This is a genomic window from Streptomyces sp. NPDC056738 (assembly GCF_042790435.1).
In the GTDB taxonomy this organism is placed as follows: domain Bacteria; phylum Actinomycetota; class Actinomycetes; order Streptomycetales; family Streptomycetaceae; genus Streptomyces.
In genome coordinates this window covers 423,177-447,555 of the sequence record NZ_JBHTZF010000008.1, presented here as the reverse complement: position 1 = coordinate 447,555, position 24,379 = coordinate 423,177, and the positions used below count along the sequence as shown (strand labels likewise).

General features: G+C 69.0%; 16 protein-coding genes. 13 read left to right on the top strand and 3 right to left on the bottom strand.

Going from position 1 to position 24,379, the window contains the following annotated elements:
- Positions 1–12 precede the first annotated feature (12 nt).
- Complete coding sequence (locus tag ACFRIC_RS23410) at positions 13–3,837, bottom strand: GH92 family glycosyl hydrolase (protein ID WP_382788725.1); 3,825 nt, start codon at positions 3,835–3,837, stop codon at positions 13–15.
- 487 nt (positions 3,838–4,324) lie between these two features.
- Between ACFRIC_RS23410 and ngcE the strand changes: the two genes are divergently transcribed.
- From ngcE to ACFRIC_RS23365, 9 genes are all read left to right on the top strand, one after another.
- A complete protein-coding gene (gene ngcE, locus ACFRIC_RS23405; protein ID WP_382788723.1) occupies positions 4,325–5,773 on the top strand; it encodes an N-acetylglucosamine/diacetylchitobiose ABC transporter substrate-binding protein in 1,449 nt (482 codons plus the stop codon).
- Positions 5,774–5,807: 34 nt separating this feature from the next.
- Positions 5,808–6,740: a carbohydrate ABC transporter permease gene (locus ACFRIC_RS23400; RefSeq protein WP_382788721.1), complete on the top strand. Its 933-nt coding sequence runs from the start codon at positions 5,808–5,810 to the stop codon at positions 6,738–6,740.
- A gap of 15 nt (positions 6,741–6,755) precedes the next feature.
- The gene (locus ACFRIC_RS23395) at positions 6,756–7,694 is read left to right on the top strand and encodes a carbohydrate ABC transporter permease (protein WP_382788719.1); all 939 of its coding nucleotides are present in this window, start codon (positions 6,756–6,758) and stop codon (positions 7,692–7,694) included.
- Between the two features lie 242 nt (positions 7,695–7,936).
- A complete protein-coding gene (locus ACFRIC_RS23390) occupies positions 7,937–9,136 on the top strand; it encodes an ROK family transcriptional regulator (RefSeq protein ID WP_382788717.1) in 1,200 nt (399 codons plus the stop codon).
- Positions 9,137–9,268: 132 nt separating this feature from the next.
- A complete protein-coding gene (locus ACFRIC_RS23385) occupies positions 9,269–10,369 on the top strand; it encodes a substrate-binding domain-containing protein (RefSeq protein WP_382788775.1) in 1,101 nt (366 codons plus the stop codon).
- A gap of 179 nt (positions 10,370–10,548) precedes the next feature.
- Positions 10,549–11,337, top strand: a complete 789-nt coding sequence (locus ACFRIC_RS23380) for an ATP-binding cassette domain-containing protein (protein WP_037621840.1) — start codon at positions 10,549–10,551, stop codon at positions 11,335–11,337.
- On the top strand, positions 11,334–12,623 hold the full coding sequence (locus ACFRIC_RS23375) for a sugar ABC transporter permease (RefSeq protein ID WP_382788715.1): 1,290 nt from the start codon (positions 11,334–11,336) through the stop codon (positions 12,621–12,623). Before ACFRIC_RS23380 ends, ACFRIC_RS23375 begins: the two co-directional genes overlap by 4 nt.
- 229 nt (positions 12,624–12,852) lie before the next feature.
- Positions 12,853–14,784, top strand: coding sequence for a 1-deoxy-D-xylulose-5-phosphate synthase (dxs, locus tag ACFRIC_RS23370; RefSeq protein WP_382788713.1), 1,932 nt, complete (start codon positions 12,853–12,855; stop codon positions 14,782–14,784).
- A gap of 147 nt (positions 14,785–14,931) precedes the next feature.
- The gene (locus ACFRIC_RS23365) at positions 14,932–16,455 is read left to right on the top strand and encodes an amino acid permease (RefSeq protein ID WP_382788711.1); all 1,524 of its coding nucleotides are present in this window, start codon (positions 14,932–14,934) and stop codon (positions 16,453–16,455) included.
- A gap of 201 nt (positions 16,456–16,656) precedes the next feature.
- Here ACFRIC_RS23365 and ACFRIC_RS23360 read toward each other — a convergent pair whose 3' ends face one another.
- A complete protein-coding gene (locus ACFRIC_RS23360) occupies positions 16,657–17,049 on the bottom strand; it encodes an NTP pyrophosphohydrolase (RefSeq protein WP_382788709.1) in 393 nt (130 codons plus the stop codon).
- A gap of 4 nt (positions 17,050–17,053) precedes the next feature.
- Positions 17,054–17,983, bottom strand: coding sequence for a hypothetical protein (locus tag ACFRIC_RS23355; protein ID WP_382788707.1), 930 nt, complete (start codon positions 17,981–17,983; stop codon positions 17,054–17,056).
- A 65-nt stretch (positions 17,984–18,048) separates the two neighbouring features.
- On the opposite strand from ACFRIC_RS23355, the gene ACFRIC_RS23350 reads away from it, so the two are divergent.
- The 4 genes from ACFRIC_RS23350 (at position 18,049) to ACFRIC_RS23335 (ending at position 24,371) form a co-directional block, all read left to right on the top strand.
- Positions 18,049–19,275, top strand: a complete 1,227-nt coding sequence (locus ACFRIC_RS23350) for a CapA family protein (RefSeq protein WP_382788705.1) — start codon at positions 18,049–18,051, stop codon at positions 19,273–19,275.
- Between the two features lie 375 nt (positions 19,276–19,650).
- Complete coding sequence (locus ACFRIC_RS23345) at positions 19,651–21,912, top strand: HAMP domain-containing protein (RefSeq protein WP_382788703.1); 2,262 nt, start codon at positions 19,651–19,653, stop codon at positions 21,910–21,912.
- Between the two features lie 6 nt (positions 21,913–21,918).
- Complete coding sequence (gene pgsB, locus ACFRIC_RS23340) at positions 21,919–23,892, top strand: poly-gamma-glutamate synthase PgsB (protein WP_382788701.1); 1,974 nt, start codon at positions 21,919–21,921, stop codon at positions 23,890–23,892.
- The gene (locus ACFRIC_RS23335; protein ID WP_037621835.1) at positions 23,889–24,371 is read left to right on the top strand and encodes a poly-gamma-glutamate biosynthesis protein PgsC/CapC; all 483 of its coding nucleotides are present in this window, start codon (positions 23,889–23,891) and stop codon (positions 24,369–24,371) included. The genes pgsB and ACFRIC_RS23335 overlap by 4 nt, the downstream gene beginning before the upstream one ends.
- Positions 24,372–24,379: the final 8 nt, after the last annotated feature.

Sequence of the window (24,379 nt, the reverse complement as noted above, 5' to 3'; positions counted from 1 at the left end):
GTCGGCTGTGGCTCAGGCCAGCAGTTCCACCTCCGCGAGGGTCGACTCGCCGTCGAGGACGAGACGGTAGTGGGCGTAGGAGCCGGGCGTGGCGACCGTGAACGCCCGGGTCTGCCTGTCCCAGGGGAAGGATTCACCGGAACGCTTGTCGAGGTCCGTCCACGTGGTCCCGTCCGAGGAACCCTGGAGGGTCCACCCGGTCGGCGCCTTGGTGTGGTCCGCGGAGGTCAGCGTGTACTGGACTCCCTTGGTCTCGGCGCCGGTCGGCAGATCCACGGAGGTGACACGGGCGTCCGTGGCCGAGGTGTTGTCGAAGAGGGCGCCGTCCCCCTTCAGGGCGTCCGCGCGCGGGGAGGGCACCTTGTCGTCCTCGGTGACCGACACCGGTGCCGCGTTCTTTCCGGTGCCCCACGAGGACGGCTCGGAGCCCATCTCGAAGTCCAGCACGCCGCCCTTGGCGATCAGCGACTGGGGCAGCGAGGTCGAGTTCCACGCCTTGCCGTTGAACCGGACGCCCTGCACGTACACGTTCTTCGTGCTGTTGCGCGGGGCCCTGACGACCAGGTCGTGGCCGTTCTCCAGGTGGACGGTCGCCTTGGTGAACAGCGGTGAGCCGATGGCGTATTCGCCGCTGCCCATCACCAGCGGGTAGAAGCCGAGCGAGGAGAAGAGGTACCAGGCCGACTGCTCGCCGTTGTCCTCGTCCCCGTGGTAGCCCTGGCCGATCTCGCTGCCGGTGTAGAGGCGGGAGAGGACCTCGCGGATGTTCTTCTGGGCCTTCCAGGGCTGCCCGGCCGCGTCGTACATGTAGTTGACGTGATGGGCCACCTGGTTGGAGTGGCCGTACTGGCCCATCCGTACGTCCCGGGCCTCGGTCATCTCGTGGATGACACCGCCGTAGGAGCCCACGGTCTCCGGCGAGGCCGTCTCCGGGGTCGAGAAGTACGTGTCGAGCTTCTCCGCGAGCGCGCCGCGGCCTCCGTAGAGGTTGGCGAGACCGCGTGAGTCCTGCGGCGCGGTGAACGCGTAACCCCAGCCATCGGTCTCCGTGTAGTCGTAACCCCACACGCGCGGGTCGTACTTCGCGGAGTCGACCCGCCAGTCGCCCTTGGCGTCGCGGCCCTGGAAGAAGCCGGCCTTGGAGTCGAAGAGGTTCACGTAGTCCTGGGAGCGGTTGAGGAAGTAGTCCGACTCCTCCTTGTAGCGCTTCTCGCCGGTCTTCCTGTAGAGCGCCTTGCCCATCTGGGCGATGCCGTAGTCGTTGACGTAGCCCTCCATGGCCCAGGACAGGCCCTCGCCCGTGGAGGTGCTCGTGTAGCCGAGGAAGGGTGAGGTGGTCATGCCCTTGCGGCCCACGCCGGAGGTCGGCGGGACGACCGTCGCGTTCTTCAGGGCCGCCTCGTACGCCGACTTGGCGTCGAAGTCGACTCCCTTGACGTACGCGTCCGCGAACGCCACGTCCGAGGAGGTGCCGGTCATCAGGTCCGCGTACCCGGGCGAGGACCAGCGCGAGGTCCAGCCGCCGTCCTTGTACTGCTGCACGAACCCGTCGACCATCTCACCGGCCTGACCGGGCGTCAGGAAGGAGTAGGCGGGCCAGGTCGTCCGGTAGGTGTCCCAGAAGCCGTTGTTGACGTACACCTTGCCGTCGACGATCTTCGCCCCGGTGTGGGTCGGGGTGTCCGGACCCGGCATCGCGGAGAACGGCGAGGCGTACTGGTACGTCGAACCCACCTTCTCGAAGCCGGAGTTCGGGTACAGGTACAGCCGGTACATGCTGGAGTACAGCGTCGTGAGCTGGTCCGGGGTGGCCCCCTGCACCTCGACCTTGCCCAGGATCCTGTCCCACTGCTTGCGTGCCCCCTTCTTGACCGCGTCGAAGGACGTGCCGTCCGGGATCTCCTGGCTCAGGTTGTCCTTGGCCTGATCGATGCTGATGAGCGAGGTGGCCAGGCGCAGGGTGACGGTGTGGTCGGAGCCGGGCCGGAACTTGAGATAGCCCTTGACGCCGCTGGAGGAGCCCTCGGTCACGGGCGCGTCGAAGGTCCCGTAGACGAAGAGCCGGGTGGCGCCGGTCGACAGCCCGGACTTGACGTCCGAGTAGCCGGTGACGACGCCCGCCGAGGTGTCCAGCGTCAGGCCCGCCTGCTCGGTGACGTTGTCGAAGATCACGCTCGCGTCGTCGCCCGGATAGGTGAAGCGCAGGGCCGCGGCGTGATCGGTCGGGGCCATCTCCGCCTTGAGACCGTTCTCGAACGTGACGCCGTAGTAGTACGGCCGCGCGGTCTCGTTCTCGTGCCTGAAGGCCAGTTCGCGTGCCGTGCGGCCGGTGTCCGGGGTGCCGGAGGCGGCCGACGGCATCACCTGGAAGGTCTGCCGGTCGCCCATCCACGGGCTCGGCTCGTGGCTCGCGCTGAACGCCTGGATGGTGGGCAGGTTGTCCGCGTTGTTTGCACGAGCGTAGTCGTACAGCCAGCTCAGCGAGCCCGCGTTGGTCACCGGCGTCCAGAAGTTGAAGCCGTGCGGCACGGCCGTCGCCGGGAAGTTGTTGCCGCGCGAGAAACCGCCGCTGGAGTTGGTGCCGCGGGTGGTGAGGGCGTAGTCGGCCAGGTGCGCGGCCGGCTTCTGCGGAGCGGCCGTCCTGAGCGAGACGTCGTCCAGCCAGCCGCGGAACTTCGCGGGACCCTTGGGCGAGTCGTACGCGAGCAGGATCCGGTCGACCGTCTTCCCGGCCGCGACGGAACCGATCCGCGAGGTGACGTTGTTCCACTGGTTGACGTAGAGCACCTTGGCGGCACCCTGGCCCTGCGGTGTCAGCGCGAATCCGTGCTGGTCCACGGCGTCGAGACCGCTCAGCGAGGTGCCGTCGGTGAACACCAGGTCCACGGCCACGTTCGTGGCGTCGTAGTCCCGGTCGCCGTCCGCCATCGAGGGGAAGATCCGGTACGACAGCCGGGTGTCGCGCCCGACGGCGACGTTCACGTCGAACACCTTGTTGTACGAGTACGCCCGGCCGTCACCCTTGTGCGTGCCGGCGTAGCGCAGGGCCCGTTTGCCGGTGAAGCCCGCGCCCGACTTCGCGGTCGGCGAGCCGCTCGGCCCCCGGTCCACAAGCGAGAGCATGTCCTTGGGCGTCGGGTCGTCGCCGCCGCCCGTCGAGAACTGGACGTCGGCGATCTGCAGGATGTCGCCGCCGTTGTTCTTCGTCACGTCGAGCCGGAAGTGCTGGTACTCGACGGGACTTGAGACGTCGTACGACTTCGTCTGGAACCGCTCGCCGAAGGATTCGCCGGAGCGGGTGTCGAGCGTCTTCCAGTCCTTGCCGTCGGTGGAGCCCTGGAGGGTCCAGTCGCGCGGGTCGCGTTCGTCGTGGTCGTTCGCGGACGTGAGCGCGTACGTGACCGCCTTGACCGGCGCGTCGAGGTCGAACTCCGCCCAGCCGGTGGGCTCGAAGGTCAGCCACTTGCTGCTCGGTTCGCCGTCGACGAGGTTCTCCTTGACCTCGCCCGCGCCGGTGTTCTCGCCGCTGGCCCGCACGTCGGTGACGTGGTCGGTGACATTGCCGGGGATGCCGGTGCTGTAGCCGCCGTCGACACCGGAGGACCGCTTCGTCCCGTCGGGGGCGGTGTCCACCGTGTTGAGCCAGTCCGGGGCCGGATCGTCCGATTCGAACGACGAGCTGAACTCCCGGTCGGGCTTGGCCGCTTGGGCGGGCAGGGCGACCGCGACGCCCTGGGAGGCCGCTAACAGGGAGAGAGCCGCCACCCCCAGTGCCGCCGGGGATCGCCGGCCGGTCCGCCGCGTGGAACCCTGTCTGTACCGAGCTCTGTGCTGCATGGGCGAGCACCCTCCCTGCACGTGGACAACGTTGTCAATTTCGATGCGCAAGGACCATTTGGGCGTCAAGTTGACAGTGATGTCAAGGGTGTTGGGTGTGGCATCCGGGGTGAATACCGTGTGACGAACCGTGCATTGAGTTCATTGCGGGACGCCGGCGTGGTGTGGATCTTCGCCGGGGTGGTCCGGGGCTGCCCCATATTTCCGTGAGGTCTCAACTCGGAAAAGACCGACGGCCAAACCTGCATTCGATCTTGCTCCCCTGGCGGGAAGTGGACTATACCTGTCGCGTCCGGCCAGTCGATCGACTGGCGCTGGACAGGCAGGACCCAGGGGGGAATTTCGCGGGACAGCGGAGCGTGGTCCATACACGTAAAGCCTGTTCGTCCCGGTCGATCCCCTACGCACGACCCCAGCTTGAACTGACCGCGGTGCCGGGGAGGATCCGGTTCACCGCCTGAGTCCTGGAGAAGGCGAGGACTTGAGCATGGGATCCACTTCCGCCGAGAACAGCAGCCCCGAGGGTGTCGGCCGCCGTGACCTCATCAAGAGGTCGGCCGCACTCGGTCTGATCACCGTCCCGACGATGAGCTTCCTGTCCGCGTGTGCGAGCGGCGGGGGCGACGACAAGCCGGCCGACAAGGGCACCGGCAAGACCAGCAAGGACAACCCCTTCGGTGTGAAGAAGGGCAACGGCAAGCTCGACGTCGTCGTCTTCAAGGGCGGCTACGGCGACGACTACGCCAAGGCGTGGGAAGCCGCGTTCGACAAGAAGTGGGGCAGCAAGAGCGCCCACACCGGTACGCAGGAGATCACCGGCAAGCTCCAGCCGCGCTTCAACGGCGGCAACCCGCCGGACATCGTCGACGACTCGGGCGCCCAGCAGATCAAGCTGGACGTGCTCTACAAGAACGGCCAGCTCCTCGACCTGGCCGCCGTCCTCGACGCCCCCTCCATCGACGACCCGTCGAAGAAGGTCCGCGACACGCTGATCCCCGGCACGCTCGACCCGGGCCTGCAGGGCGGCAAGGTCGTGGCCCTCAACTACATCTACACGGTGTGGGGGCTGTGGTACTCCGGCAAGCTCTTCAAGGAGAAGGGCTGGGAGGTGCCCAAGACCTGGGACGACTTCCTCGCCATCTGCAAGGACGCCAAGTCGCAGGGCATCGGCGGCCTCGCCCACCAGGGCAAGTACCCGTACTACATCAACGTCGCCATCATGGACCTGATCGCCAAGCAGGGCGGTCTGGACGCCATGAAGGCGATCGACAACCTCGACCCCAAGGCGTTCGTCGGGTCCGACGCCGCGAAGGCGGCCATCGAGGCCATCTACGAGGTCGTGGAAAAGGGCTACTTGATGGCCGGCACCAACGGCCTGACCCACACCGAGTCGCAGACACGGTGGAACCAGTACAAGGCCGCGTTCATCACCTGTGGCTCCTGGCTGGAGAACGAGCAGCTCAAGCAGACCCCGGCCGACTTCGACATGAAGTTCATGCCGATGCCCAGCCTGCCGGGCGACAAGCTGCCGTTCGAGGCGATCCGGGCCGGCTCGGGCGAGCCGTTCATCATCCCCGCGAAGGCCGCGAACCTGCCCGAGGCACAGGAGTTCATGCGCTCCATGCTCTCCAAGGAGTGGTCGACGCTCTTCGCCCAGAAGGCCAACTCGCTCACCATCCTCAAGGACGGTGTGTCGGACGGCGTGCAGCTCAGGCCCGGTACGCAGTCCACGGTCGAGGCCTCCAAGGCGGCCGGCGACAACTCCTTCAACTACCTGTACCCCAACTGGTACAGCGAGATGGACGTGGCGATCCAGAACGCGTCCAACGAGCTGATGTCCAAGCGCATCCAGCCGAAGGAATGGCTGAAGAAGGCCCAGGCCGCGGTCGACAAGGCGGCCAAGGACCCGGCGTCCAAGAAGAACCACCGCGACTGATCACGTAAACCCGGAACACCAGGGGCAGGATGCCATGCGAAAAGGGCAGAACCGGTTCGTCGCGGGGTTTCTCCTCGCACCTTTGGCGCTGTATCTGATCTTCGTGATCTGGCCTTACCTACAGACCATCGGTTACTCCTTCACCGACTGGAAGGGTCAGTCGCAGACGTTCAGTTTCGTCGGCCTGGACAATTACAAGGCGTTGTTCCAGGACGACGTATTCCTCCAAGCGATCTGGCACAACATCCTGTTCCTGGTGTTCATCCCGGTGATCACCATCCTGCTCGCCCTCTTCTTCGCCTTCATGGTGAACGCGGGCGGGCGGGGTGGCGCCGGCGGCGTCCAGGGCGTCGCGGGCTCGCGCTTCTACAAGATCGTGTACTTCTTCCCGCAGGTCCTGTCGCTCGCGATCGTGGCGGTGCTCTTCGGAGCCCTCTACCGAAGTGACAGCGGCGGTCTGCTCAACGGCCTGCTGATCAAGCTCGGCCTGCTCGACGCCGACAGCCCCATCGAGTGGATGAACGAGCCCAACCTGGTGCTCTGGTGCCTGATGGCGGTCGTCGTCTGGCACGGCGTCGGCTTCTACCTGGTGCTGTTCTCGGCCGCCATGCAGTCCATCCCGAGGGACATCTACGAGGCGGCGCTGCTGGACGGCGCCAGCCGCAGCCACACCTTCTTCCGGGTCACCCTGCCCCTCCTGTGGGACACGGTGCAGACCGCCTGGGTCTATCTGGGCATCATCGCGATGGACATGTTCGTCCTGGTCTCGACCATGACCCAGGGCACCGGCTACGGCGGCGGGCCCGACCACCACAGCGAGGTCATGGCGAACGTCATGATGCGCAACTTCCTCTACTTCGGGAAGAGCGGCTACGCCTGCGCCATGGGTGTCGTCATGCTCCTTCTCACCCTGATCCTGTCCGTGGTCACGCTGCGCGCCACCCGCCGCGAGCGCATCGAGTTCTGAGCGGGAGACACGACTATGAGCGCACCCATCACGGAGCCGGCGAAGGTCGACGGCGCCGCAGTACCCCCGCAGCGAGGCGCCAGGAAGGCGCCGCCGCGGCCGGGCGACAAGCGCACCGAGGGCGTGGCCCTCAACGTCTTCTCGCACGGGTTCCTCGCCCTGTGGGCGATCCTGATCATCCTGCCGCTGCTGTGGCTGGTCCTGAGCTCCTTCAAGACCGACGCGCAGATCGGCGGTTCGGCCCTCGGCTGGCCCACGAACTGGCAGTTCGACGTCTTCAGCCGGGCCTGGAACAAGGGCATCGGCGACTACTTCGCCAACACCCTGATCGTCCTGGTGTTCTCGGTCCCGCTGACCATGCTGCTCGGCGCGATGGCGGCCTACGTCCTGGCCCGCTACGAGTTCCCCGGCAACCGGATCGTCTACTTCTTCTTCGTCGGCGGGGCCATGTTCCCCGTCTTCCTGGCCCTGGTGCCGCTGTTCTTCATGGTCAAGCGACTCGACATGCTGAACACCTACCAAGGCCTGGTCCTGGTGTACGTGGCCTACTCGCTGCCGTTCACCGTGTTCTTCATGCACGCCTTCTTCAGGACGCTGCCCACGGCGGTCTTCGAGGCGGCGGTGCTCGACGGCGCCTCGCACACCCGGGCGTTCTTCCAGGTCATGCTGCCCATGGCCAAGCCCGGACTGCTCAGCGTCGGCATCTTCAACGTGCTGGGCCAGTGGAACCAGTACATCCTGCCCTCGGTCCTGATGCAGCCGCAGAGCAGTTCCGATCCGGAACGCTACGTCCTGACCCAGGGCCTCATCCAGCTCCAGCAGCAGCAGGGCTACGCCACCGATCTGCCCGTCCTGTTCGCCGGCGTCACGATCGCCATGATCCCGATGCTGATCGTCTACCTCTCGTTCCAGCGTCAGGTCCAGGCAGGTCTCACTTCGGCGACGCTCAAGTAACGAATCACCCCTTCCGTCACCTGCGCCACCTCCGTCCCGGGGGTGGCGCAGGTGTGTCCGGGTGGGGCCGGGACACGAACGTGACTGGGCGACCCCGATTTCCGTCAAGGACTTGACTGCGGTAACCCGTTCAGCGGAGCTTGGAGTTCACAACTTGTAAGTGACCGGGGTCCCGTTGACGTGACCCAGATCACACGGGCGGCATCGGGGTCGCCCGGCTGAGGGCAGGAGTGGATGAGTCGATGGAGACTCCGGGGTCGCAGTCGTCGCTGCACCGAGCCAATCTGGAGCGCGTCGTGCGGGCCGTGCGGCTCGCCGGTTCGCTCACGCAGGCGGAGATCGCGAGGACGACGGGCCTTTCGGCCGCGACCGTTTCCAATATCGTCCGTGAACTCAAGGACGGCGGGACGGTCGAGGTCACACCCACTTCGGCGGGAGGGCGCCGGGCGCGCAGCGTGTCCCTGAGCGGGGACGCCGGGATCGTCATCGGCGTGGACTTCGGGCACACCCATTTGCGCGTCGCTGTCGGAAATCTGGCCCATCAGGTGCTGGCCGAGGAGTCCGAGCCGCTGGACGTGGACGCCTCCGCCGCCCAGGGCTTCGACCGGGCCGAGGAGCTGGTCAGCCGCCTGATTGCAGCAACGGGTGTGGACCGTTCCAAAATCGCGGGCGTGGGCCTCGGTGTACCGGGCCCCATCGACGTGGAGTCGGGCACCCTGGGGTCCACCTCGATCCTGCCCGGCTGGACCGGCGCGAGGCCCGCCGAGGAGCTGCGGGGGCGGCTCGGCGTGCCTGTCCACGTGGACAACGACGCCAATCTGGGCGCACTCGGCGAGATGGTCTGGGGCAGCGGTCGCGGGGTCCGGGACCTCGCGTACATCAAGGTCGCCAGTGGTGTCGGCGCGGGCCTGGTCATCGAGGGCAAGATCTACCGCGGTCCGGGTGGCACAGCGGGAGAAATCGGGCATATTACACTTGATGAATCCGGCCCCGTCTGCCGTTGCGGCAACCGCGGCTGTCTGGAGACCTTCGCGGCGGCGCGTTATGTGCTGCCGCTCCTCCAGTCCAGTCATGGTACCGATCTGACCATGGAGGGCGTGGTCAGGCTGGCGCGGGACGGAGATCCGGGCTGCCGTCGGGTGATCGCCGACGTCGGCCGCCACATCGGCAGTGGAGTCGCGAATCTCTGCAATTTGCTGAACCCGAGCCGGGTGGTCCTCGGCGGCGATCTCGCCGAGGCCGGCGAGCTCGTTCTCGGGCCCATAAGGGAGTCTGTCGGCCGCTACGCGATCCCCAGCGCCGCACGTCAACTCTCGGTGTTGCCAGGGGCACTTGGGGGCCGTGCGGAGGTGCTCGGAGCGCTCGCTCTCGCGCTCAGCGAGATGGGCGATTCGACCCTTTTGGATGGCTCTCTGTCGGCCGGTACCCCTGCCTTCACTTAGAGAACGCATGGCACCGTTGCCATCTCGTTAAGTATTTACTTCTTGACGTCGCACGTGTGGCCGAGTTGACTCCAGTCCACCTCGGCCGCAACGACGCGGCCTCGTCAGGGAGGTTTAGGAATGAACACGCAGATGCGTCGTGCCGCCGTTGCCGTTGCCGCTGGTGCAATGGCTGTCTCTCTCGCCGCCTGTGGCAGCGCGAAGGAGTCCGGTGGCGGGAGCGACAGCTCCGCCAGCTCCGCCAAGAAGGGCGACGCGATCAAGGTCGGTCTGCTCCTTCCGGAGAACCAGACGGCCCGCTACGAGAAGTTCGACAAGCCGCTGATCGAGAAGAAGGTCGCGGAGCTCACGAACAACAAGGGCACGGTCGTCTACGCGAACGCCAAGCAGGACGCGAGCACCCAGAACCAGCAGGTCGACACGATGATCACCAACAAGGTGGACGTGCTGATCGTTGACGCTGTGGACGCCGCCGCGATCAAGAGCTCGGTCCAGAAGGCCAAGGACGCCGGCATCCCGGTCGTGGCCTACGACCGCCTCGCGCAGGGCCCCATCTCGGCCTACACCTCGTTCGACAACAAGACGGTCGGCAAGACGCAGGGTGAGGCGCTCCTCACCGCGCTCGGCTCCAAGGCCAAGTCCGGCAAGATCGTCATGATGAACGGTTCGGTCACCGACCCGAACGCCGCTCAGTTCAAGGCCGGCGCCCACGAGGTGCTCGACGGCAAGGTGAACGTCGGCAAGGAGTACGACACCAAGGAGTGGAAGCCGGAGAACGCCAACGCCAACATGGAGGCGGCGATCTCGGCCCTCGGCAAGAAGAACATCATCGGTGTCTACTCCGCGAACGACGGCATGGCCGGCGGTATCATCACCGCGCTGAAGGCCGCCGGCATCAAGGTTCCGGTCACGGGCCAGGACGCCGAGCTCGCGGGTGTGCAGCGCATCCTCGCCGGTGAGCAGTTCATGAGCGTCTACAAGCCGTACGCCCCGGAGGCCGACGCGGCCGCCGAGCTGGCCGTCGCCCTCGCCCAGGGCAAGTCGCTCGACACCGTCGCCAAGGACAAGGTCGACAGCCCGACCGACAAGCAGATCCCGTCCCTGCTCGTCCCGGTCACCTCGCTGACCAAGGACAACATCAAGGACACCGTCGTCAAGGACGGCCTGTACACGGTCAACGACATCTGCACCCCGGCCTACGCCGCGGCCTGCAAGAAGGCCGGCCTGCAGTAAACAGCCGCGAGTCGTCCACGCGTACGGGAATTCGCCGCTGAATTCCCGTACGTGACTCGTTGATCCAAAGCTCCTCCGGTGCCCCGCATCCAACAGCCCCGCAAGCTAAGCGGGGCACCGGACGGAACCCCCACCGCAAACTTCTGCACAACCTCCCGCCGGGTCAGGCGGCGAAGGAGATGGTTCACGTGTCCGCTACGCCTGTTCTGGCGTTGCGCGGGGTCTCCAAGCGATTCGGTGCCGTCCAGGCGCTCACCGATGTAGAGCTTGAAGTCCACGCCGGTGAAGTGGTCGCCCTGGTGGGCGACAACGGCGCCGGAAAGTCCACGCTGGTCAAGACGATCGCCGGCGTGCACCCCATCGATGAGGGCTCCATCGAATGGGACGGCAAGGCCGTTCAGATCAACCGCCCGCACGACGCCCAGAACCTGGGCATCGCGACGGTCTACCAGGACCTCGCGCTCTGCGACAACATCGACGTCGTGGGGAACCTCTACCTGGGACGCGAGCTCAAGAAGCGCGGTGTCCTGGACGAGGTCGAGATGGAGCGCCGCTCCCGCGAGCTGCTGGACACGCTGTCCATCCGCATCCCCAGCGTCCGCATCCCGATCGCCTCGCTCTCCGGCGGTCAGCGCCAGACGGTGGCGATCGCCCGTTCGATGCTCGGTGAGCCCAAGCTCGTCATCCTCGACGAGCCCACCGCGGCCCTCGGCGTCGAGCAGACCGCCCAGGTCCTCGACCTGGTCGAGCGGCTGCGCGAGCGGGGTCACGCGGTGATCCTCATCAGCCACAACATGGCTGACGTGAAGGCCGTGGCCGACAAGGTCGCCGTTCTGCGTCTCGGACGCAACAACGGCATCTTCGAGGTCAAGTCGACCTCCCAGGAAGAGATCATTTCCGCCATCACGGGCGCCACGGAGAACGCCGTGACCCGTCGTGCGGCGCGCAGCGGGGAGGCTCAGAAGTGAGCATCGACAAGACTTCTGAGACCGGTTCCCACGAGGTGGCGAACCCCGAGGCGGCCGCCAAGGCGGTCACCGCGGTCGACCCCCGCCTGCTCGTGCGCGAGCAGGGCTTCGCCGGTTACGTCGGCGAGTTCAAGCGCAAGATGAAGTCCGGTGACCTGGGTTCCATCCCGGTCGTCATCGGCCTGATCGTCATCTGGGCGATCTTCGCGAGCCTGAACGAGAACTTCCTCACCGCGGGCAACCTCTCCGACATCTCCGTCGCCATGGTCGGCACGGGCATGATCGCGGTCGGCATCGTCTTCGTGCTGCTGCTCGGTGAGATCGACCTGTCGGTCGGTTCGCTCTCCGGTCTGGCCGGCGCCACGTTCGCCGTCCTCAGCGTCACGCACGGCATGAACGAGTGGCTGGCGTTCGTCCTGGCCATCCTCACCGGCACGGTCGCCGGCGCGGTCCAGGGCTTCGTCTTCGCGCGCATCGGTGTGCCGGCCTTCGCCGTCACGCTGGCGGGTCTGCTGTTCTGGAACGGCCTCATGCTCCAGATCCTCGGCAGCAACGGCACCATCAACCTGGACAGCGAGGGCGTCGTCGCCAAGCTGACCAGCTACTACTTCACCGATGTCGCCGCCGCCTACGTGCTCGCCATCGTCGTGACCGCCGGGTTCTTCCTCAGCTCCTTCCTCGGCAACAAGCGCCGCGAGGCGGCCGGTGTGCCGTCCCGCCCGGTGAGCGAGACCATCGCCCGCACGGTGCTGCTGGGCATCCTCAGCTTCGGCGTGGCGATCATGTACAACCAGTACAAGGGCCTGCCGCTCGCCGTGGTGATCTTCCTCGCGGTCCTGCTGGTCACGGACTTCGTGCTGCGCCGTACCACCTTCGGCCGGAAGATCTTCGCGCTCGGTGGCAGCGTCGAGGCCTCCCGTCGTGCCGGTATCAACGTCGAGCTGATCCGCATCTCGGTCTTCTCGATCTCCGGCACCTTCGCCGCCGTCGGCGGTCTGTTCATCGCCTCGAAGATCGCCTCCGCCAACCAGGGCGCCGGTGCCGGTGACCTCCTGATGAACGCCATCGCGGCGGCCGTCATCGGTGGCACCAGCCTCTTCGGTGGCCGTGGCCGCACCTGGAACGCCCTGCTGGGTGTTCTGGTGATCGTCTCCATCCAGTACGGTCTGGCCCTGCAGGGCATCGCCTCGCCGGTCCAGTACATGATCACCGGTGGCGTTCTGCTCGCCACGGTCGTCATCGACGCCGTCACCCGCAAGACCCAGAAGACCGCGGGTCGCGCGTAGGGTTCTCACCCACTCAGGCCTGTGCCCGGCGCCAATGGCGGCGCCGGGCACAGTCACGTCCGGTGCCCGTCGAGGCGCCGGACGCAGCCACGTCCGGACGCGAACGTGTGTTCCCGTCCGGTTGGGCCGTTCGTGTGGCGTGGATCGCCAGGCCCGGCCCGCGCCCGAAAAGGCGGAACATTAGACTCGACGAACCCGGCAACAGCTCGATCACTGCAAGGAGGCACGGGTGGCGCTGCTGACCCGCATCACGGGACCGCGCGATCTGGACCGGCTGACCCTGGAGCAGCTCGACCAGCTGGCCGAGGAGATCCGGACCTTCCTCGTCGACGCGGTCTCCAAGACCGGTGGCCACCTCGGCCCCAACCTCGGTGTCGTGGAGCTGACCATCGCCCTGCACCGCGTCTTCGAGTCACCGAAGGACAGAGTGCTGTGGGACACGGGCCACCAGTCCTACGTCCACAAGCTGCTCACCGGCCGGCAGGACTTCTCCCGGCTGAAGATGAAGGGCGGCCTGTCCGGCTACCCGGCGCAGGCCGAGTCCGAGCACGACGTCATCGAGAACTCGCACGCCTCCACGGTCCTCGGCTGGGCCGACGGACTCGCGAAGGCCAACGAGGTCCTCGGCAGGAACGACCACGTGGTCGCCGTCATCGGTGACGGCGCGCTCACCGGCGGCATGGCCTGGGAGGCGCTGAACAACATCGCCGACGCCAAGGACCGCCCGCTGATCATCGTCGTCAACGACAACGAGCGTTCGTACGCGCCGACCATCGGCGGCCTCGCGAACCACCTGGCGACCCTGCGCACCACCGACGGCTACGAGCGCTTCCTGGCCCGCGGCAAGGACCTCCTGGAGCGCACCCCGGTCGTCGGCAAGCCCCTCTACGAGACCCTGCACGGCGCGAAGAAGGGCCTCAAGGACTTCATCGCCCCGCAGGGCATGTTCGAGGACCTCGGCCTGAAGTACGTCGGCCCGATCGACGGCCACGACATCGAGGCCCTGGAATCGGCCCTGGCCCGCGCGAAGCGCTTCGGCGGCCCGGTCATCGTCCACTGCCTCACCGAGAAGGGCCGCGGCTACCAGCCCGCCCTCCAGGACGAGGCGGACCGCTTCCACGCCGTCGGCAAGATCCACCCGGACACGGGCCTGCCGATCGCCTCCTCCGGCGCCGACTGGACCTCCGTCTTCGGCGAGGAGATGGTCGCGCTCGGCAAGGAGCGCGAGGACATCGTGGCCATCACCGCCGCGATGCTCCAGCCGGTCGGCCTCGACCGGTTCGCCAAGGCGTTCCCCAAGCGGGTCTACGACGTCGGCATCGCCGAGCAGCACGCCGCCGTCTCCGCGGCCGGCCTCGCCACCGGCGGACTGCACCCCGTCTTCGCCGTCTACGCGACCTTCCTGAACCGCGCCTTCGACCAGGTCCTGATGGACGTGGCCCTGCACAAGTGCGGTGTCACCTTCGTCCTGGACCGCGCCGGTGTCACCGGCACGGACGGCGCCTCGCACAACGGCATGTGGGACATGTCCATCCTCCAGGTCGTCCCGGGCCTCAGGCTCGCCGCGCCGCGCGACGCCGACCAGGTCCGCGCCCAGCTCCGCGAGGCCGTCGAGGTGAAGGACGCGCCCACCGTGGTGCGCTTCTCCAAGGGCGCGGTCGGCCCGGCCGTCCCTGCCCTGGGCCGGATCGGCGGCATGGACGTCCTGCGGGAGCCCGGCACCGACGCGCCCGACGTGCTGCTGGTCTCGGTCGGCGCGCTCGCCCCGATGTGCCTGGAGATCGCCGCTCTGCTGGACCGTCAGGGCATCTCCACCACCGTCGTGGACCCGCGCTGGGTCAAGCCGGTGGACGAGGCCATGGCGCCGCTCGCCGAGCAGCACCGCGTGGTCGTCACCGTCGAGGACAACTCCCGGGTCGGCGGTGTCGGCTCGGCCGTCGCCCAGGCCCTGCGCGACGCGGGCGTCGACGTCCCGCTGCGCGACTTCGGCATCCCGCCGCGCTTCCTCGACCACGCCTCCCGTGCCGAGGTCATGGCCGAGATCGGGCTGACCGCGCCGGACATCGCCCGGCAGGTCACCGGTCTCGTCGCCAAGCTCGACGGCCGCTTCGAGAGCCGCGCCGCGCAGGCCGTGGACGCCGTACAGCCCGCGCGCGACTGACGCATCCCGGCACGGCCGATGGGCCGGTTTCAGCACCCTGTACGGGTGGTGAAACCGGCCCATCTGCGTGATACGCGCCGCGTCGGGGCATACGTGCTACCTGCCCTCTCGATCATGTCGAGGACGACAAGCGTGGGAGGTACGTCCGTGAGCAACACCCTCTTCAGGACGAAAAGGGTCGAACAATCGATCTTGGACACCGAGGAGCCGGAGCACGCGCTCAAGAAGTCGCTGTCCGCTCTGGACCTCACCGTGTTCGGCGTCGGCGTCATCATCGGCACCGGCATCTTCGTCCTCACCGGCAAGGTGGCCAAGGAGAACGCGGGACCCGGTGTCTCGCTGGCCTTCGTCGCCGCGGGTGTCGCCTGCGGACTGGCGGCGCTGTGCTACGCGGAGTTCGCCTCGACGGTCCCGGTCGCGGGATCCGCGTACACCTTCTCGTACGCCTCCTTGGGCGAGCTGCCCGCCTGGATCATCGGCTGGGACCTGGTCCTGGAGTTCGCGCTCGGCACGGCGGTGGTGGCGGTCGGCTGGTCCGGCTACGTGCGCTCGCTGATGGACAACGCGGGCTGGCACCTTCCCGACTCGCTCGGCGGACGTGACGGGGCCTCCGGCTTCGGGTTCGACATCCTCGCGGCGGCGCTGGTCCTGGTGCTCACCGCCATCCTCGTCATCGGCGTGAAGCTCTCCGCGCGGATCACCACGCTGGTCGTCGCGATCAAGGTCACGGTCGTCCTGATCGTGATCATCGCGGGCGCCTTCTTCATCGAGGGCAAGAACTACAAGCCGTTCATCCCCCCGGCGCAGAACGTGGAGGCGGGCAGCGGCATCAAGTCGCCGCTCATCCAGATCATGTTCGGCTGGGCGCCGACCAACTTCGGCGTGATGGGCATCTTCACCGCCGCCTCCGTCGTGTTCTTCGCCTTCATCGGCTTCGACGTCGTCGCGACGGCCGCCGAGGAGACCAAGAACCCGCAGCGGGACATGCCGCGCGGCATCCTCGGCTCGCTCTTCATCTGCACCGCGCTCTACGTCCTGGTGTCGATCGTGGTCACCGGCATGCAGAAGTACACCGAACTCTCCATCGACGCACCGCTCGCGGACGCGTTCAAGGCGACCGGGCATCCCTGGTTCGCGGGCGTCATCAGCTTCGGCGCCGCCGTCGGACTCACGACCGTCTGCATGATCCTGCTGCTCGGGCAGACCCGAGTCTTCTTCGCGATGAGCCGCGACGGGCTGCTGCCCCGGTTCTTCTCCCGCGTCCACCCGAAGTTCCGCACCCCGCACCGGCCGACCATCCTGCTCGGTGTCATCATCGCGATCCTCGCGGGCTTCACCACCCTCAGCGAGCTCGCCGAGCTGGTGAACATCGGCACGCTCTTCGCCTTCGTCGTGGTCGCGGTCGGCGTCGTCGTCCTCCGCCACACGCGCCCCGACCTGCCCCGCTCCTTCCGCACCCCGCTGGTGCCGTGGGTGCCGATCCTTTCGGTGCTCGCGACGCTGTGGCTGATGCTGAACCTGCCGGCGGAGACCTGGCTGCGGTTCGCGATCTGGATGGTGATCGGCGTCGTCGTGTACTTCCTGTACGGACGCAAGCACAGCCTCCTGGGGCGCCGCGCGGAGGCGGGCCCGGAGGGCACCCGCAACCCGCCCGGCACGACCTCCGGCTGACCCCCGGCCAGCCACCTCCCACCCCTCGGCCCCGTGCCCGGCGCCTCACCGCCGGCCCCGGGGCCGGCGCATGCCCGCACCCGTCCGTCCCGCGCGGCCCGTCCCGCCCCCGACCGTCCCGGGCCCGCCGGGGCGGCCCGCTCCCGTCCGCCCGGCTTCCCGGGTTCTCTGGTGGCTGGTGGGCGGGGCTGGCGGCCGGTGTCAGGGGCTGGGGCGTACGGTGCGCGGGCCCGCGACCTCGGCGCCCAGGGCGGTGACGCGACGGCGCAGTTCGCGGTCGGCCGTGATCACCAGCCGCGGGCGGTCCCGCGCCTCGGCGACCAGCTCCACCATGCGGTCGTCGCCACTGCCCGGCGCCTCGACGACCCGGACCCCGGGGACGGACTCCACCCCGCGCGCCGCGCCCTCCACCACCAGGACGATCTCCAGCGGTCCCGGGTGGCCGGGCAGACCCTGCCGGGCCACCTCCACCAGGCCGTCCCTGAGCCGCTCGGCGGCACCGCGGCGGTCCCGCCACCAGCCGTCCGGCACGGACCCCACCACGTTGGCGCCGTCCACGACGACCAGTGTCGCGATCTCCTCCGGGGAACTCATGCCCTCACTCTGCCGCAGAGCCGTCGGCCCAGCGCCGGGTGACGACCGAGACGGCCTCGGCGACCCGGGCCGCCCGCCCGGCGTCCGACCGCGGCCCCGGCGCGAACTCCACGTGGAGGAACGGCACCCCGGCGTCGGCGGCCTCCCGCCCCTGCACGTTCTCGTGCCCGGCGAGCGGACAGGAGCGGACCCAGGCGCGGCACACGGCGAAGTGCCGCTCGCGGAGCGCGTCGGCGAGCCGGCGGCCCGCCGGGCGGCCGGCCGTTCCGGCGCCGGCCGAGGCGATCACGTCGTAGCGCGGGGCGGAGTCCTGGGCGAACCCGTGGAGCTGGATCCCCGGGAGCCGTCGCCCGGAGAGTTCGGCGCAGATCGCGCTGAAGACCGTGTCCCGGCGGTGCGCCACATCCGCCGCGTTGCCCTCGCCGGATTCGCGATGTGCTCCAGCAATGATCAGGATGCCGCCGGGGGCGCCCCTCAGGACCCGTACGCCCAAGAGCTCCGTGTGCTCGTCCGACACCGGATGCGGCACCTGTGCGGACCATCGGACGGGGTGGTCCAGATCGATGAAGACGCGGCCCCAGCCGCGCGGCGAGGGTCCCTGGTCGACCCGGTCGTACACCTCTGCGAATCGGCGGCGCGTGACGCTGTCGACGAGGGTGCGCACACCGAAGTCGACCTCAGCGAGCCGCCGTTCCGCCTGCTCGCGGTGGTGGTCGAGGAGCAGCCCCACCCCGTCGGTGACGGTCTGCCGCTCGGTACGGGAGGGTGGCCGGAAGGCCCCGCCCGGCGAGAAGCGGTCGGTGTAGGCCGCCACGGAGCGGGTCAGGTCCACGGTCGGCGGACCCCCGGAGGGGCGGCCGGAGGTGTCCCCGCCGCTGTCGTGGGAGCCGCGCACGGCGACCGCCGCCCACCCGGCGAGGGCGGCGAGAATCAAGAGAATTGTTGCGATCGTTATCGTTCTGGAGCCGTTTGCTCTCATGGTTGTATCAAGATATCTCGGTGACCAGACGCCGTTACCGCCGCACCTTGCCCGCCTTCCTGGCCCCCCTCGTCCTCGTCGCCGCACTGGCGGGATGCGGTCTCGTCGGGGGCGGTGACGACTCGGGATCGGCGTCGAAGGGCGGCGGACGCTCGTTCACCGTGGCCGCGGCGGGTGACATTCTGATCCATCCTCAGCTCATCGACCAGGCGACGGCCGACGCCAAGGAGACCGGCCGCGGTGTCGCCGGTCTCGACTTCGGCCCGCTCATGGCCGGGATCAAGCCGGTGATCAGCAAGGCCGACCTGGCGATCTGCCACATGGAGCCGGTGATCGGCACGCCGAAGGGCCCCTTCGAGAGCTACCCGAACTTCCTCATCCCGCCGCAGATAGCCGGGACGATCAAGGACGTCGGCTACGACACCTGCTCGACCGCCTCGAACCACTCGATCGACCACGGGTACGAGGGTGTGAAGCACACCCTGGACACGCTGGACGCCGCGGGCCTCAAGCACACGGGCTCCTTCCGCACGAAGAAGGACTCGCTCACGCCGCTGATCATGGACGTCAAGGGCGTCAAGGTCGCGCAGATCTCCTTCGCCTTCGGCTTCAACGCGCACGAGCTGCCCAAGGACAAGCCCTGGCTGGTCAACCAGAACGACCTGGGCAGGATCCAGGCGGCCGAGAAGCGGGCCCGCGCGGCCGGCGCCGAGGTCGTCATCCTCTCGATCCACTGGGGCCGTGAGCACCACCCGAACCCCTCGACCCCGCAGCTCAAGTTCGCCCGCGAGCTCGCCCGCAAGACCGGTATCGACCTGATCATCGGGCACCACGCGCACGTCGTGCAGCCGATGGAGAAGGTCGACGGCACCTGGATCGCGTACGGCCTCGGCAACCAGGTGGCCCGCCACGACGTGCCCACCGGACTCACCGAGGAGGGGGTGATCGGCTGGTTCACCTTCACCGAGCGCGGGGGCACGTGGGACGTCGAGCCCCGCTACGAGCCCACCCTCGTGGAGATCCCGCCGGACCCCGAGGTCGGCGCGGACGGCACCCCGGCCGAACCCGCGAAGGGCCAGGTCGAGGACTACCGGCTGGTGGACGTGGCGGCCGAGCTCAAGCGGGACGACCTGAGCGACCAGGAGCGGTCCCGGCTCCGGCTGGCCTTCGAGCGGACCGAGGGGACCATGCTGAACCGCGGCGCGGCGAAGGACGGACTGAAGCCCCTGACGGAGCTGCCCGGCTGAGATCACCCGGCGTCCCGCCCGGCGCCCGGCCCGACCCGGGCCGGGCGCCGGACGGCGTCCGGGCCGCTGTCGCCGCAGGCGTGAAGCGTCCGCCCGGATCCGAAACCCGCTGAAAGCGAACGAAGGTGTTCATCCCGATTCGGCTGTTGTCCAGATCACTTTGGATCCGCACAACTTCTTGACAGTTCCGCGTGTCTGACACGCCGCAGAGACACAGGTTTCCCGTCCGTGTCCCCGCGTCGCACCCGCAACCCGCGTCCCGTCCACGAGCGGATCGACCTCACGCTCGTCTCGCCCGTACAACCGCTTGAGAGGACCAGTCCGTTGGCGTCATCGCCCCCGGCCCGGCAGCACCGTGCTCGCCGCAGAGCTGATATGTCGCTGCTTGGCGGCATACGACCGCCGATAGCGGTCCTGTCGGCGCTGCTCCTCTCGCTCGCGGCCGTCACGGCACTCGTGCTCGGCCCGGCCGGCGGCAGCGGGGTGCCCAAGGCCGTCCAGACCTCGCAGCAGCACTTCGCGGAGGACGGCGCGATCGCCCTGCGGGCCTCCATCGACGAGTCGGTGACCGACCTCGACCGCTCGGCCGCCCTGTTCAGCGCCGGCGCCCCCGTGTCCGCCGACACCGTGCTCGACAAACTGGGCAACACGTACCAGAAGTGGATGGGTACGGCGATCATCGAGATCAAGTCGGGCAAGCTCGTCGCGACCCGCGGCGAGACCGTCCCGCTGACCTCCCTCGACCGGTCCACGCTCGGCGACGAGGGCGGCCTCGCGCCCCGCATGGTGCGCCTGGAGAACGGCGAGGTCCGGCTGCTGTCCTTCGCGCTGCTGTCCTGGCCGGGCAAGCCCCAGCTCCTCCTCGTGGCCTCCAACAGCCTCAAGTTCCCCGGCATCAGCCTCGGCCAGTTCCGTTCGATCGCGGTCGTGGACCGCTCCGGAACGATCCTCAGCAGCGACGGCATCCCCGAGCCCGAGCAGGTCCTCACCGACCTCCAGCGCGAGGAGGTGGCCGCCTCCACCAAGCAGCTCAAGTCGTTCGCGAAGACCGCGGCGGCCAAGGCCGCGCAGCACCCGCTCAGCAGCAAGGAGCCCGGCTCCGGCGGCTACCTGGGCGTGAGCGGGAGCCTGATCGGCGGCACCTTCCTCAGCGACCGGTCCGTCGGCGGATACGCCGATCTCGCCCCGACCGAGCCCGGCGAGACCACCACCGCGACCGCGCTCGGCCTCACCGTGGTCGCCGTGGTGAAGGTCGCCGAGGACCCCACCCGTTCCACCTCGCCCGTCTTCGGACTGATCGCCGCCGGCGCCCTCCTGCTCATCGGCGGCCTCGCCGTCGCCGTGCTGCTCGGCACCGTCCAGCGGCCCCTCATCCGGCTCTTCCTGGAATCGCGCCGCCTCACCCGCGGCGACCTGACCCGCCCGGTCGGCGTCCCCGGCTACGGCGAGGCGCGCAGGATCGGCACGGCCCTGGAGCGACTGCGCGGCCAGCTCCTCGGCGAACCCGCCGAGCCGGGCGACGCCCCCGCGGCACCGCGCGGCCTGCGCCGCATCGGCACCCGCGGACTCCTCGCCCTCTGCGCCGTCCTGCTGCTCGCCTGGTCGGCCCCGCTGCTGCTCCTCCTCAACCGGGCCGACGGCACCGTCGTCGTACCGCAGCAGCTCGTGAACGACCAGCGCGAACGCACCGACACGCTCACCGACCGGGTACGCCGCGCGCTCAACGAGGGCGAGGCCGACCTCCAGTCCGTGGCCACGCTGATCGGCGACCGCACCAGCCCCGAGGACATGACGACGGTGCTGGACCGCACGCTCAACCAGCACCTGCGCTACCAGTCGCTCTACGTCGTCGACGCCTCCGGCGACGTGGTCGCCCGGGTCGGCGACAAGCCCCGCGTGGCCCGGCCCAAGCCGGCCACCGCCGACCCCATCCAGCTCCTCGGCCAGGGCGGCAAGAAACCGCTGGTGGTCGGCACCGCCGAGATCCCCGGCCGCGACGGATCGGCGCTCGTGGGCGAGTTCCGTCTCGACTTCCTCAACTCGGTGCTCAAGCGACCCGGCCTCGGCGTCGTACGCCTCGTCGACGACCACGGCAAGGTCATCGCGGGCAACACCGGCTACCTCGCCTTCCAGTCGCTGCCCAGCGAGCGCCTGCAGGACCTGGTCTCCGCGTCCGGCCAGAAGGTCGGCAAGTCCGCCCACGCCGCCGGCGTCCTCTACCGCGAGGACGGCGTGCAGATCGCCGCCGCGGCTCCCTTCGTGGGAGGCGGCGCGGCCAAGCAGCTCGGCTGGACCGTCGTGAGCTGGCAGCCCGCGGACCGCCTCGCCATCCCCGAGTACGACGTGCAGCACCGCACGGTGCTCGCCGGACTGCTGGGCGCCGCGGCGGCCGCCGCCTGCCTCGGCTGGATGCACATCGTCGTGGCCCGGCCGCTGCGCGCCCTGGCCGGACAGGCCGAGGCACTGGCCGACGGGGACCGCAAGACCGTCCTGTTCCCGCGCAACCACGACGAGGTCGGCGCGGTCACCCGCTCCCTGGAGCTCGTCCGCCAGCAGCTCCAGGGACAGCGCAGACAGCAGCCGTCCCCGCGCCGCGGCGCACCGGACACCGCTCACCAGCAGCACGTAAGGAACTGATCGGCCGTGCTCTTCCTCTACACCGTCCTGATGGTGTGCTGCGCGATCCTGCTGGTGGCGGGCATCGTCGAACAGCGGCGGCACTTCACCAACCTGGACAACATCCCGACCCGCGTGCTGGTCAACGGCATCCGCGGCAAGTCGTCGATCACCCGGCTCTGCGCGGGCGCGCTGCGCGGCGGCGGGCTGACCACGGTCGCCAAGACCACCGGTACGGCGGCCCGGTTCATCCACCCCGACGCGACCGAGGAGCCGGTCTACCGCAAGTTCGGCATCGCCAACGTCGTCGAGCAGATCGGCATCGTCCGGCGCGCGGCCGCGTACAACCCGCACGCCCTGGTCATCGAGTGCATGGCCGTCATGCCGGCCCTCCAGGAGATCAACCAGTCCAAGCTGATCCGCTCCACGATCGGCGTCCTGTGCAACGTCCGTGAGGACCACCTCGCCGAGATGGGCCCGACCCTCGACGACGTGGCGCGCTCGCTCTCCCGCTCCATGCCGGAGGGCGGCATCTGCGTCACCGCGGAGAAGGACCGGTTCGACATCCTCCAGGAGGAGGCCGACTCGCGTGACTGCCAGCTGATCTACGCCGACCCCGAGACCGTCTCGGACGAGGAGCTGCGCGGGTTCAGCTGGTTCACCTTCAAGGAGAACGTGGCGATCGCGCTCAAGGTCGCCGAACTCCTCGGCGTGGAGCGGCAGACGGCCCTCCAGGGCATGTACGACGCGCCGCCGGACCCCGGTGTCCTCTCCGTCGAGCGGTATGTCACCGAGGACGGCAAGAAGCTCCGCTTCGCCAACGTCTTCGCGGCCAACGACCCCGAGTCGACGCTGATGAACATCAACCAGCTCCTCGACCTCGGCGCGATCCACCGCCCGCTCAACGTGGTCATCAACTGCCGTCCCGACCGGGTCGAGCGCAACGGCCAGATGGGCGAGATCATCCCCGAGCTGGACCCCGACAAGGTCTTCGTGATCGGCCACCCGGCCAAGAGCGCCATCGACGCGATCCCCGCCGAGTACCGCTCCCGCGCGGTCGACCTCGGCGGCGACCGCCGCGAGGCCGAGGAGTTCATGGCCCTGCTGCTCGGAGAGCTCGGCGCGGACACCTCGCTCGTGGCCATCGGCAACATCCACGGCCAGGGCGAGCACCTGCTCGAGCACCTCGCCGAACTCCCCGCGGACGAGAGCGCGGACGACAGCGCCGGCGCCGGTGCGGACGACCGCGCGGCCGGGAGCCGGGACGCGTACGCGCCGACCGGCGGCCCCCGCGCCGCCGCCGGCCCGGCGGCCGACGCGCCGCGGCCCGCGCCGGCCGTGCGCGAGCACGTCGAGACCGTTCAGCTCTACGCCCCGCGGATCGACCCCTACCAGCGGTACTCCGAGGCGTACGAGACCCGGTACGCGCCCCGGCCCGAGGTCCCGGTCCAGCGCGGCGCGGACGACCCGTACCCGCAGCAGGCCGGACGACGGGCACGTCCCGAACATCCCCAGCAGACCGGTCAGCAGACAGGTCAGCCGGCAGGTCACCAGGTCGCCCGGCAGCAGTCGCACCAGCCGGAGCAGGCGCACCCGGGCGGTCGGCCCGAACAGCCGTACCAGGGCGGCCGGACCGAGCGTCCGCAGCCGAACGGCGGGCCGGAGGAGCCGTACCGGAGCGGCCGGGCCGAGCTGCCGCGGCGGAGCGGCGGTCCCGAGCAGCCGTACCAGGGCGCCCAGGCCGAGCGTCCGCACCCGAGCGGCCGGCCGGAGCAGCCGTACCGGCAGCCCGAGCAGGCGTACCGGCCCGAGCCGGTGCACCCGCCCGAGCAGGCCCGCGAGCCCTGGCCCGAGCCGGCGCGGGAACCCGCCGCCACGCCTCCGACGCCGCCCGGCCCGGGTGAACAGCCCCGGTCCCGGGGCCTCTTCGAACCCCGCGTCCCCCTCGCACAGCCCACCGACGACACCCAGCAGTGGCACAGCCCAGGAGAGCCCCGTTGATCCCCTCCGTCCTCACCCCCGAGATCGCCGCGATCGGCATCGGCCTGGGCCTGATGTTCTCGCTGATCTGCTACCTCACGACCAACCTCTCGCCCGGCGGCATGATCACCCCGGGCTGGCTGGCGCTCACCCTCATCGAGGACCTTCAGCGCGCCGCGCTGGTCGTCGGCGTCACCGTTCTGACGTACGTCACCACGCTGCTGCTCCAGCGTTTCGTGATCCTCTACGGCAAGCGGCTGTTCGCGGCCGTCGTGCTGAGCGGCGTCCTGATCCAGGCCACCGTGATCATCGTGCTCCAGATGGAGTTCCCGCTGCTCTACGCCAACCAGACCCTCGGATTCATCGTCCCCGGTCTCGTCGGCTACCAGCTCGTGCGTCAGCCCAAGGGAGCCACGCTGCTGTCGACCGGCACGGTCACGCTCGCCACGTACGTCGTGCTGACCGCCGGGATCCTTCTCGGCGCCATGCCCTCCGCCTGAGCCGCCCG